Source organism: Deltaproteobacteria bacterium (genome assembly GCA_016219225.1).
GTDB lineage: Bacteria > Desulfobacterota > RBG-13-43-22 > RBG-13-43-22 > RBG-13-43-22 > RBG-13-43-22.
This window is the reverse complement of the sequence record JACRBX010000175.1, coordinates 1-11730: the sequence shown is the minus strand read 5'-3', so window position 1 is coordinate 11730 and position 11730 is coordinate 1. Positions and strand designations below refer to the sequence as shown.

Below are 11730 nucleotides of genomic sequence, written 5' to 3'. Positions count from 1 at the left end.
TTTTCGCATCAAGATAAAAACTCCGGTATCATCCCGACGATTGAAGGAGAGGTAATCGCTTCCGGTATATATGGCCAATTGGCCCACGACCGAAACAAGGAATTTGAGGGAACTTCGGGTCGAATTGCTTTGAAAACCGATGCACCCGATGTCGGGGAACTAACCATCGGAGAAAAAGCCAAGGCCGAAGAATTTAATCAAAAAGCCATCCTCCGGCCCCAAGGGTTTGAAGGAACCGTTGGAGTGATTCGGGACATTACCGAACAGAAACAACTCGAAAACAAGAAACAACAGCTCGAACAGCAGCTTTTTCACTCTAACAAAATGCAGACCATTGGTGAATTAGCCGGCGGCATCGCCCATGATTTTAATAATTTGCTGACCGTCATGCTGGGACAGACGGAAATAATACTCAAGAAGTCGGCCTCTATAGACCAGTCGCTGGCCAAACCCATTGTTACCATCCAAAAGACAATCATTCAAGCAGCTGAAATTAATAGTAAACTGCTAACATTTGCCCGAAAAGTAAAAATCGCCGACCTGCCCGTCAATCTACATGAAACAATCGAGGATACGATCTATCTCCTCTTCCACTCCTTTGACAAAAGGATCAACCTCCGTAAGGAACTATCCAACGACCGATCTGTTGTACTCGGGGACGCCGGCCTGTTAAAGAACGCTTTTATCAATATCGCGCTTAATGCTCGTGATGCGATGACCGATGGAGGCGATTTGATTTTTCGAACCGGCACCGTTGACAGTGAAACCCTCTCCACACGATTTCCCGATCGGAATGTACCCGGAGGGAATTATATTTCCGTATCGATAGAGGATACAGGCCTTGGCATGGACCAGGAAGTCTTGGATAGAATTTTCGAACCCTTTTTTACCACTAAAAGCCTCGGGAAGGGAACGGGATTGGGGTTGGCCTGTGTGGATGGGATCGTGGAGATGCACAAGGGCTTGATAGAAGTCAAAAGCACCAGAGGGATCGGTTCGATCTTTTCCCTCTATTTCCCCTTGGTAGAAAATATGAATGCCCTCCCGATTCCTGAAGGTTTAGAGGACCAAACACACCCCCAAATCAGAGGGCACATTATTATTGTTGACGACGAAAAGATAGTTCTTGAAACGCAGACCTTACTTCTACTAGAACTCGGCTATCGCGTGACGTCTTTTTCCGATGCCTTAGAGGCCATTGAATATTTCACCCAGCACCATAAGGATGTGGATCTGATCATACTCGATTTAAATATGCCCAATCTAAACGGAAAGCAATGTTACTATTTGCTTAAAAAAATCCAGGAAAACGTTCGGGTTATCGTTTCAACCGGATGTAACGTGGAGAACGAAGCCGATGAGTTGTTTAGGACCGGCATATTAGGGCTTATTCAAAAACCGTTCCCCATAAAAAAATTGGACGAGACCATCAAGAAGGTTTTGGAGAAACCGGCTTCATTTTGAGACCCCGGCCAGTTTGATCTCTTTGATATAGCCGTCGATCCCGTTTAACAGCCCGTCGACAATCCGGTCCAGATATTCATCCTGACACAATCGTTCCCTTTCCCGGTCATTGGAAATAAAAGAGACCTCCACCAGAATAGCCGGCATCTGGGCCCCGATCAGGACATAAAAAGGGGCCTGTTTAACCCCGAGGTTTTTGACCGGTGGATATTTTTCCGTTATGGATCTGATCAGGGTTTGCTGCACATGACCGGCCAGACGGCTGGATTCATCAATCTTGGTGTTCAGCATCAGATCCTTCAATATTTTTTGCATATCGCTTATCCGCTTGGTGGAGGTGGCATTTTCCCGGGCCGCCACGCGGATGGATTCTTCATCGGTGGCCAGGTTCAGGAAGTAAGTCTCGATCCCCTCGGCCAGAGGATTGGGACTGGCGTTGACATGAATCGAGACAAACAGGTCGGCATGTTTGGTATTGGCGATGGCCGTTCTGTCCTCCAGGCGGACAAAATGATCCGTTTCCCTGGTTAAAAGGGCCTCTAATTTAAGGTCTTGTTGAATCCGCTGGGCAAATTTTTTGGCAATTTTCAGGGTCAGGTCTTTTTCGTACAAACCGCCCTTGCCGGTAGCCCCTTTATCTTTGCCTCCATGACCGGCATCGATAATGACGCGTTTAACCCCCAACCCCAACTGCTGGGCCAGGGAAAGCTTTCTTTCACGGCCGGCGGGTTCGGTGGGACGGTCGGCAATTTTTTCTTTTCCGGAAACATCCACGATCAACCGGAAAGGATTTTCGAGGGTAAATATTTTATAACCCTTGATGCTTTCTATATCCAGGACCAAACGAACGGTTGAAGCCTCATACTGGCCGATTCGTGCCCCTTTCAAGAGTCCGTCCTTGATGACTAACGGCGAAGCCCGGCCTAAGGCCAGGCGGGCCGGATACAAATCCAGATAAAGCCTTTCCGGTTTTTCGATCGAAGGATCTTTCTTAAGCAGCCGATGTCGAAAGGAGATCTTATCTTCAACATCGACAATGATTCGCGTATAGTTTGGGGAGGACCAATGACGCAATCCCGTTACCCGGGTAAAGGACTGCCTTGGGTTTTCCTCCCCTGTGGGAGGCCTTTTCTCTTCCGGCGATTCATCTTCCTGGTTCGGGATGCCTGGATCAGTCTCAGGGGCTGGGCGGCCTTTTTCCATCTTCAGCAATAGTTCTTCGGCCTTTTTTTTCATGTCCCCTTTGGGATAATTCTGGATCAGGAGCTGGGCTGTCTCAAGGGCCTTTCCCGGGTTTCTTTTGTGCAGGAAATAGATTTCGGCCGACAGAAAAAGGGCATCATCGGCCAGGGGACTTTGTGGATAATGATTGACAAAGCGTGAAAAATGATCAAGGGCCAGATCCAGATCGGATTCCACCCCCGACGACGGGTAGAGGATATAATAGATCCGCCCCACCATGAACATGGACTTTTCTCCCCAGACGGTCCCGGGATGCTGTTTGTAAATATTTTGAAATCCCTCAAGCAGGGGTTGCCAATTTTGGCGGTCTTTTCTTTGCGGAGATTTATCCAGGGCATAAAATGACTGTCGGGTCTGGTTGTAGGTGTTCTCCAGATCCCGATCAGTTGGCCCGGAAAACCCAGGGGGCACCATGGGGCTCCAAAAACCGAAGGAGATCAGCAGAAGAATTACAACAAGGGGGAGGCGTTTAGTTCGAAAATGGAGTTCGGAGTTCGGAGTTCGGAGTTCGGAGTGAGCCATTTTCATGCTTCGTAAGTGCCCTTTGGGGTATGTGGGTTTAATACAAAAATAAAGTTCCAAGATGCAAGATGCAAGTATGAAAAACCCTGATCCCTGAAGCCTGAACCCTGATCCCATTTTCAGGCTTCGTATTGCCCCGCAAGGAGACTGAGGGTATAAGATGAACCTTATGATTCTTCAAGGAGATCCTTCAATTCTTTTAAAGTCAGCAAGGCCTGAAGGGGACTCATTTCATCGATCGAAAGGGATTTCACCCTTTCCTTAAGCTTCTGCTCTCTCCCGGAAAAGAGTTCCATCTGGGCCGGGTGGGCGACCCTCACCTTCTGGGAAGAGGCCAACGACGGCAAACCCCAGACATCCAGCTCTCCCTTTTCCAGATTTTTCAACACCTCCCGGGCCCTTTCAATCACCGGGAGGGGCAGGCCGGCCAGTCGGGCCACCTGAATCCCATAGCTGCGACTGGTGCCTCCCTCCTGTAATTTCCTCAAAAAAATAATTTGCTGGTTATATTCTTTTACCGAGACATGATAATTTTTAACCTTTTTTTTGGTCTGGGTCAAGTCGGTCAATTCATGATAGTGGGTGGCGAAAAGGGTTTTAACCCCTTTCCCTTTCAAATCATGAAGATATTCGGCCACGGCCCAGGCGATGCTCAGGCCGTCAAAAGTGCTCGTCCCCCTGCCGATTTCATCCAACAAAACCAGGCTCCGCTTTGTAGCCTGGTGCAGGATTTGGGCCGTTTCCTGCATTTCAACCATGAAGGTACTTTGCCCGGAGGAAAGATCATCCGAGGCCCCGACCCGGGTAAAGATCTGATCGACCAGACCGATAGTCGCTTCTTCGGCCGGAACAAAAGAGCCCATCTGGGCCATCAAAACGATCAAAGCCGCCTGACGTAGGATCGTGGATTTGCCGGCCATGTTGGGGCCGGTGATAATAATCATCTGCTGGGCTTCATTGTCCAGCTCAATGGAATTGGGAACGAATCGCTGGGCCGGTAGATTTTTTTCAATAACCGGGTGCCGGCTCTCCTTTAATAAAAGGGTGTCGCCTTCATTAAGGCTGGGTTTTTGGTAGCGGTTCTCCTGGGCCGTTTGAGCCAGGGAGGCCAGAACATCCAGGTCGGACAAAAGCTGGGCTGTTTTTTGCAGCCGGCCGCTTTCCTCGGCCACTTTTTGCCGGACTTCATGAAAAAGCCGGCATTCGAGTTCCCAGCGTTTTTCTTCCGCTTCCAAGACCATCACCTCATATTCCTTGAGCTCCGGGGTCAAAAACCGTTCGCCGTTGACCAGGGTCTGTTTCCGCTGGAAATCCGGAGGGACCGAAGGCAGGTTGGGTCTGGAGACCTCGATATAGTAACCGAAGACCCGGTTATACCCTATTTTAAGGGAATGGATTCCGGTCCGCTTCCTCTCCTTGGCCTCTAATTGGGCGATCCACTCCTTCCCTTCCCGGCTAACCCCGAGGTACTGGTCCAGTTGGGTATGATAACCCAGCCGGATGATCCGGGCCTCTTTATCTTTCCAATTCAAAGCCGGGTCATCCAGAACGGCCTCGGAGATCAGGGATGTTACCTCAGGCAAAAGATCCAGGGAGGCCCCAAGGGCCTGCAATTTCGAATGGGGGCTTTCATTAAGAAGTCGGCCGATGGCCGGCAGGTGGCCGAGGGAATTTTTTAAAGCCACCAGGTCCCTTGGGCCGGCCTGATTAAGACAGACCTTGGCCACCAGCCTTTCGATATCATATATCTCCTTCAGATGGGCACGAAGGGCTTGGCGCAAAACCGGATCTTCGACCAAGGCCTCGACCAATGCCTGCCGCACCCATATTTTTTCCAAATCTAAAAGGGGATAGTTGAGCCATTGCCTGAGTTTGCGACTCCCCATGGCCGTCATAGTCTGATCGAGAACCGAAAGTAAAGACCCTTGCCGCGTCCCTCGATACAAGGTCTGGGTTAGTTCCAGATGCCGTTGGGTGGTCTCTGAAAGGACCATAAATTCATTGAGGTGATAAACCTGCAGGGGTTGGAGGTGCGATACGCTCCCTTTCTGGGTTTCCATCAGGTAAAAAAGAAGGGCCCCGGCGGCCCGAAGGCCTTCGGACAAGGTTTGAGTCCCGAACCCGGCCAGAGAATGGACCTGAAAATGTTTGATCAATAGATCCCGGGCCCTGCCCAATTCAAAAGGCCCTTCCTCCCCGAAGGTCAGGAAATAGGGAGATAACCTTTCTAAAAGGGACTGCGCTGCCGGGGTTTGTTTCAGGCCTCGAGAGATGAGAATCTCCGAAGGATTGACCCGGCCGATCTCCTCAAAGGCCTTTTCCCGGTCGGTTACTTCGGTGACCCGGAATTCTCCGGTGGCCAAATCCACCGAGGCCAGACCGAGGCGGGGCTCCTGACAGGACAGGGCTAAAAGATACCGATTGGTTTTGATGGAAGTATCGTCAATATAGAGTCCCGGAGTAATCAGCCGGGTGACTTCACGCCGAACGATCCCCTTGGTTTGGGTTGGGTCCTCGACCTGTTCACAAAGGGCCACCTTATAACCCTTCTCCACCATTCGGGAAACGTATCCCGAAACGGCCTGAACCGGTACCCCGCACATGGGGACCTGGTCCTGATTCCCCTTGTGGCGGGAGGTCAAGGTGATTTCCAGGATCCGGGAGGCCAATAAAGCGTCTTCATAAAACATTTCAAAAAAATCCCCAAGCTGATAGAAAAGGATATAGTCCGGGACCTTTTCTTTGATCTCCAGGTATTGCTCCAGCATCGGGGTAATCTTGGTCATGAACGGGACAGCCGTTAGGAATGGACTGGGGGGGGGTGCTCTTCAGGGGAGACTTTTATTTCGCCTGAAGAATCGGGGGAGGCGGCCGATTCCATTATGGGTTTCTCTACCGGTTTGGACTCCTGGAGGGTAGTCCGTAATAGTTTTAGTTCCTTAGAGAGGCGACGCCGTTCAACCAACCCGATTAAGGTGGCCAGGAGAAGACCCGAGAAAAAAAGGATGGGGGCAATTAAAAAAAAGGGCAACGGGATCGATTCCAGGGCCAGGAAGCCCAGGTTCAATCGAATGGAGATGCTATAGGTCAAGGTGGCATAATTTTGAATGACAAATAGTACAAAAATCATGACCAGCAATCCATAGAAAAAGAGCTTAACGGTTTTCATGAAAACCTTCCTGGACTTCCTTAAAAAAAGGAAGCAATCTGAAATAGGTTTGTTCCATGTGTTCGGGGATAACCCGGAGATCCCCAAAAACCGTCATGAAATTGGTGTCCCCGTTCCAGCGGGGGACGATATGAAAATGGAGATGGTCCTCTACCCCGGCCCCGGCCACTTTCCCCAAATTCAATCCCACATTGAATCCTTCAGCTTTCATTGTTTTCTTGAGAATGGTGACCGAATGGCTAACCATGGTCATCAGGGCGATCATCTCCTGAGGTTCCAATTGATCCGGGGCGGCCACATGCCTTAAAGGCGCCACTAATAAATGCCCGTTGATATAAGGATATTTATTCATCATCACTAAAGAACGGTTCCCCCTAAACAGGATCAAACGTTCCGAAAAATTTCCGTTTTCCCCCGGACAAAAGATACAGCCCTTTTCCTTGACATCATTTAATATGTAGTCCATCCGCCAAGGGGCCCACAAAGTCTTCATGCCCTACTCCCTTCCCAATCTATAAAAATATATTGTAATTTCGTGTTAAACCCATGTCCTTGTGGGGCATCACGAAAAAATGAGAATATCGAATATCGAATAATGAATAATGAATGTCGAAGGAAGGTAAAAATAAATCACTTCATGATTCGAAATTCGATGTTCGATATTCGATATTCGTATTTTTTTAAACCTCCAGGATCTCTCCCTTTAAACCGGAATCGATATGAATGATCCCGATGGTCGGTTTTCGAAAAAAGCCTATCCCCGAAGCCGATCCCGGATTAAAAAACAGGACCCCGTCGGACCAGTAATTGGCCGGTTTGTGGGAATGTCCGTATACCAGGCAATCGATCTGGGGAAATTCCGGCCGGATACGCTCTTCCAATCCCCCGGCCGGACCAAAGCCGTGAATCAAACCGATCTGATGGCCCTCAAGAGATAAGGTTTTTTTAATCGGCAGGACACCTTTTAAGTTCCATTCATCCATATTCCCCTGGACCGCTTCAACGGCCATTCCCTGGAGAAACTCATAAACAGGCAGACTGACCATATCGCCGGCATGGAGGATAAGATCCACGTCCTTAAAATGGGTCTCTACAATATGTTTTAACCCTGGCGTTACGCTGGTTAAATGCGTATCGGATAACACACCAATCTTCATTTGTTCCAATACCCTCAATATTCTTTAATAACAAACCGGTTGACCAAGAGTAAGGATAATAAATTCAAGGATTATGTCAAGATAAAGTTTGTTGTTCCAAATAGAGCAGGAATTCAATTCCGGTTAAGATAAAGTCCTTGTTTCCTTTTTGCTCCTCTGGTATATTTTTCATGGCTGAAACAACTGCCCAAAAAGGGAAATCAGGGGGAACTATGGAAGGTTCAAAAAAAGAAACGGGTTATAAAGACCTATTGGAAAACATGCAGGATTTCGCCCATACCGCCGAAGCGGATTTTTTAGAAGGAATTTCCCGTTCTTCCGGCCAAGAGGAAGAACTCCCCTTGTCCCTTTCAGTTGGGGCCAGGGTTAAGGCCATCCGGCAAAAGCAAGCCCTTTCCATATTGGATGTGTCCCAGAGAACCGGTTTTTCGGAATCGACCATCGCCCAAATTGAAGCGGGAGAAATTCTGCCGCCATTAGGGGATTTGGTCAAATTGGCCAGGGCCTTGGAAATGAAAATGGGTTATTTGTTGGTCCAGGGCGAATCCAAACCCTACACCGTGGTTCGCAAAAAAAATCGTAAAACCATTTCCCGATACAGTTCTCAAAAAACCATCCGCTATGGCTATTCCTATGAGTCCCTGGCCCCCGAAAAGCGGGAAAGGAACATGGAACCTTTTCTGGTCACCTTGGAACCGACTTCCCAGGATGAACCGCCTTCAACCCATGATGGAGAAGAGTTTATTTTTGTCCTGGAAGGAGAAATTGAGGTCCTCCTGGGAGAAAACCGGGAACTCCTGGCTTCGGAAGATTCAATCTATTATGATTCATCCCTGCCTCACCGGGTTCGTGCACTGGGGGACCAAAACGCCCGTATTGTGGCTGTCTTATATACGCAGGAAAAATAAAAAAATCTTAATTATCTTTTCAACTATCTTTGGTTAATCCTTTTAAACGGGCGATATGGGTCTTTCGGTCCTGGGGTGGAATGAGACGGAGGATTTCGGGAAGCTCCAATCCATTGGTTTGTAACAGGGATTCATCGGCCAAAACCGCTTCCGGGCTCCCGGATGCCATAATCCTGCCTTGGGCCAAAACCACTACCCGGTCGCATAATTGAAGGACCATTTCCATATCATGGGTGGCGATAATCCGGGTCTGAGGGAAAGTGGCCAGCAGTTCGATCAATTCTTTTCGAGAGCGGGGATCCAGGTTGCTGGAAGGCTCATCCAGGACCATGATTTCCGGATCCATAGAAAGGATGGTGGCCAGAGAAGCTTTTCTCTTCTCGCCGACGCTCATATGATGAGGAGAACGGTTCTCAAAGCCCGTCAAACCGACTTTCCCCAAAGCAGCGGCCACCCGGCAGGAGATCTCTTCCTGCGGGATCCGGCTGTTTAAAGGCCCAAAGGCCACGTCTTCAAATAGGGTGGGGCAGAAGAGCTGGTCATCCGGATTTTGAAAAACCAGTCCTACTTTATTGCGGACCCAGCCCAGATTCTGTTTGGAAATCGGGTCCCCCAGTACCCGAACCTCTCCACCATTTCCGGATAAAAGCCCGTTTATATGAAGCAGTAAAGTCGATTTCCCGGCCCCATTAGGCCCTACCAGTCCCAGACATTCCCCTTTTTGAACCTGGAGATTGATATCCTCCAGGGCCGGGTGACCATCCGGATAGGTATAGGAAAGGTGACGGATTTCTAAGGCTTTCATCGAAAAATAATTTGGGAGATGACGGTGGCTGAAAAGAAGGCTGATAAAAAGACATAGTCCGCTCCCTGCATCCGGGAAGGGGTTATGGTCTTGGGAAGCCCCTGAAAACCCCGGGCGACCATTCCCAGATAGACCCTTTCGCCCCGTTCATAACTGCGTAAAAATAATTGCCCGAGCATTCGGCCCAGCGTCTTGACCTGCCAGATTGTTCGGCCCCGGTATCCCCTCGAATCCACGGCCCGTTTTATGGTCAGGACTTCGTCCAGGAGTACAAAAAAATAACGGTAAATGAAACCCAATAATAAGGTCAAAAGCGAAGGGACCTTAAATTTTTTCAGGGCCTCCAGGAGCCGGGGGAAAGGCGTGGTCGATGAAAGCACAATAACGGCCAGGACCCCTATAAGGCCTTTAATCAAGACATTCCAAAAGACCAGCAGATGGGTTCGGCCCAATAACAGGGACCCGGGCCCCAGGCTGTACCCCCCGGCCGGCTGGTTGACCGGTAAAAAGGGGACAAAAAGGGAGACCATGAGGATAAAAGGAATAATGATCAAAGAACGGGTCAGCACATAGCGAACCGGAATACGGGAAAGCCTCAGGGTGAGTCCGATCAAGCCCAGATGAAAGAGAAAAACCGGCCAACACTGGGGCGGCGTCAGAACCGTAACGATCATTAAGGTCAGGAAAGACAGGACCTTGGTCCGGGCATCCAAATTATGGATGACGCTGCCCAGATGGCTGTACCGATCTAAAAAGGAATGTTCCATATTCTTTTTTCCTTCTTTTTCATATTAAACCGTCATGCCACGATAGTGGCGTGGCACCACGAAGCATGAAAATAGCGCAGTTGATGATTGAACTCGAACTCTATTTCGGAATAAACCCTCATGCCCCAGGGCACCAACACATGAAATGGTTTCAGGTTTTTCCCGCTTGAAACTTGCATCTTGCATCTTGTAACTTTATTTTCCTACCAACCGCTTATTCTCTTTTCCGCCTTAACAGCCGGCAGAGCCCCCAGCCCAGAAGGACCATAGCCAGGGTCCCCAGCAAGCCGGACAGGGCGGTAGCCCAACCTTCATTAGGAATTCCCGGGATCTTATAGTCGGGAAAGGGAGAACGATCCCACCAGGTCACCCCGGATTGCCCGGCCTTCTTAATAAAACCCAGCTTCTCGGCTACCCTTTCCAGGCCGTCCGGCCGGGAGGAGGCCCAGGGTGAAAGAAAAAAAGCTATGATCACGGCTGCTAAAAAGCCCCAGAGCAGCAATCTTTTTTGAGATGGATTTCGGGTCGTCATAATTGTCCAAGTTCTGATGCCGTTTTCTCCATTCTCCAGGTGCGGATTAAATCGGAGCGGGCCGTCAAAACCGCGGACAAAACGGCTACGGTTATCAGCGCTTCCCCTATCCCGATCAAGGCATGAAAACCTACCATGGATGGGATAACCAAAGAGAATGGGGAAGTCCTGGAAAGGCCCAATTCAAGAGCGCAAGCTAACGAGGCCAAGACTATTGAAAACCAGGAGGCTACTGCCGAGGCCGCGAGAAACCCCCGTCGGTTCGTTGGCAACAGGAATTGGAAAAAACGAAAGATCAGATAACTTCCCATCCCCCCGATCAATCCCATGTTGGCGATATTAGAACCTAAAGCAGTTATTCCCCCGTCAGCAAACCCCAGGCATTGCAAGATCAGGACCAGAGCAATAATGATAAAACTCAACCAGGGTCCCAACAGGATCGAAGCCAGGGCCGCTCCCAGAAAATGGCCGCTGGTACCCCCGGCTACGGGGAAATTGATCATTTGGGCCGCAAAGATAAAGGCCGCCGTTACCCCTACCAGAGGGATTTCCTTTTCGGTAAGCTCCTGTCTGGCCTTTTTAAGGGCCACAACCATAGTCAACCCCGAAAGGCCCACCGTGGTCAGGTTGATGGTATTACTTAAAAAACCATCCGGGATATGCATGGAAATCTTTCAATACCCAGTTTTTATTACTATTAAATGAAATGGCCCAAAATAAAAAAGGCCATGAAGGGTGTCAAGGGTACTCCTTGAGTTCAGCCTTCATGGCCTTTTATTGGATATTACTATAATACGGTTCTCGAGTCCTGTCAAGCAAAAAGGGTCGGGCCCGGCTCAAATTCTCAGGAGGCGCCTTTTCTCCTTTACTCTTAATCCCTGATAGGTTAAAATATAAATCTGCTTCAATTTGGAATGGGCTTACTGGTCTATCCCCTCTCAATCCTCTGAATAAGGCCCTCCACCGGCAAGCAATTTTTCCCAATGTTTATTGAGGAGGTACCTGATTTTATTATGCCGAATTCAATTATTACCGGAACAGGCAGCTATATTCCAACCGAAAAGATCGCTAATGAGTATTTCCTGGGTCATGAATTTTATGGAGCCGACGGGAAGAAACTGGAAAGACCGAACCCCATTATTATTGAGAAGTTCAAGGAAATAA

Annotated in this window: 12 protein-coding genes; 3 read left to right on the top strand and 9 right to left on the bottom strand. The window is 49.1% G+C overall.

Annotated elements, in window-relative coordinates:
• Nucleotides 1-1464: response regulator (locus tag HY879_15365; protein ID MBI5604717.1), on the top strand; the 1464-nt coding region annotated here is incomplete at its 5' end.
• On the opposite strand, the gene HY879_15360 is transcribed toward HY879_15365, so the two are convergent.
• The 5 genes from HY879_15360 to HY879_15340 all read right to left on the bottom strand — a co-directional run bounded on the left by HY879_15360 (nucleotide 1456) and on the right by HY879_15340 (nucleotide 7554).
• Nucleotides 1456-3228: an N-acetylmuramoyl-L-alanine amidase gene (locus HY879_15360; GenBank protein ID MBI5604716.1), complete on the bottom strand. Its 1773-nt coding sequence runs from the start codon at nucleotides 3226-3228 to the stop codon at nucleotides 1456-1458. The two genes, HY879_15365 and HY879_15360, sit on opposite strands and share 9 nt — an antisense overlap.
• Nucleotides 3229-3395: 167 nt before the next feature.
• On the bottom strand, nucleotides 3396-6014 hold the full coding sequence (gene mutS / locus HY879_15355; protein MBI5604715.1) for a DNA mismatch repair protein MutS: 2619 nt from the start codon (nucleotides 6012-6014) through the stop codon (nucleotides 3396-3398).
• A gap of 14 nt (nucleotides 6015-6028) precedes the next feature.
• Nucleotides 6029-6397, bottom strand: a complete 369-nt coding sequence (locus HY879_15350; GenBank protein ID MBI5604714.1) for a hypothetical protein — start codon at nucleotides 6395-6397, stop codon at nucleotides 6029-6031.
• Nucleotides 6384-6890: an HIT domain-containing protein gene (locus tag HY879_15345; GenBank protein MBI5604713.1), complete on the bottom strand. Its 507-nt coding sequence runs from the start codon at nucleotides 6888-6890 to the stop codon at nucleotides 6384-6386. Before HY879_15345 ends, HY879_15350 begins: the two co-directional genes overlap by 14 nt.
• Nucleotides 6891-7077: 187 nt before the next feature.
• The gene (locus tag HY879_15340) at nucleotides 7078-7554 is read right to left on the bottom strand and encodes a metallophosphoesterase family protein (protein MBI5604712.1); all 477 of its coding nucleotides are present in this window, start codon (nucleotides 7552-7554) and stop codon (nucleotides 7078-7080) included.
• 212 nt (nucleotides 7555-7766) lie between these two features.
• Here HY879_15340 and HY879_15335 point away from each other — a divergent pair, with 212 nt between their 5' ends.
• Nucleotides 7767-8462 carry a cupin domain-containing protein gene (locus HY879_15335; GenBank protein MBI5604711.1) on the top strand — a complete coding sequence of 232 codons (696 nt, stop codon included), beginning with the start codon at nucleotides 7767-7769 and terminating at the stop codon, nucleotides 8460-8462.
• 19 nt (nucleotides 8463-8481) lie between these two features.
• Here HY879_15335 and HY879_15330 read toward each other — a convergent pair whose 3' ends face one another.
• The 4 genes from HY879_15330 to HY879_15315 form a co-directional block, all read right to left on the bottom strand.
• Nucleotides 8482-9267, bottom strand: a complete 786-nt coding sequence (locus tag HY879_15330; protein MBI5604710.1) for an ABC transporter ATP-binding protein — start codon at nucleotides 9265-9267, stop codon at nucleotides 8482-8484.
• The gene (gene cbiQ / locus HY879_15325) at nucleotides 9264-10034 is read right to left on the bottom strand and encodes a cobalt ECF transporter T component CbiQ (GenBank protein ID MBI5604709.1); all 771 of its coding nucleotides are present in this window, start codon (nucleotides 10032-10034) and stop codon (nucleotides 9264-9266) included. The genes HY879_15330 and cbiQ overlap by 4 nt, the downstream gene beginning before the upstream one ends.
• A gap of 214 nt (nucleotides 10035-10248) precedes the next feature.
• Nucleotides 10249-10566: a PDGLE domain-containing protein gene (locus HY879_15320; protein MBI5604708.1), complete on the bottom strand. Its 318-nt coding sequence runs from the start codon at nucleotides 10564-10566 to the stop codon at nucleotides 10249-10251.
• The gene (locus HY879_15315) at nucleotides 10563-11231 is read right to left on the bottom strand and encodes an energy-coupling factor ABC transporter permease (GenBank protein ID MBI5604707.1); all 669 of its coding nucleotides are present in this window, start codon (nucleotides 11229-11231) and stop codon (nucleotides 10563-10565) included. Before HY879_15315 ends, HY879_15320 begins: the two co-directional genes overlap by 4 nt.
• Nucleotides 11232-11579: 348 nt before the next feature.
• Here HY879_15315 and HY879_15310 point away from each other — a divergent pair.
• On the top strand, nucleotides 11580-11730 hold a 151-nt coding region (locus tag HY879_15310; protein MBI5604706.1), incomplete at its 3' end, for a ketoacyl-ACP synthase III.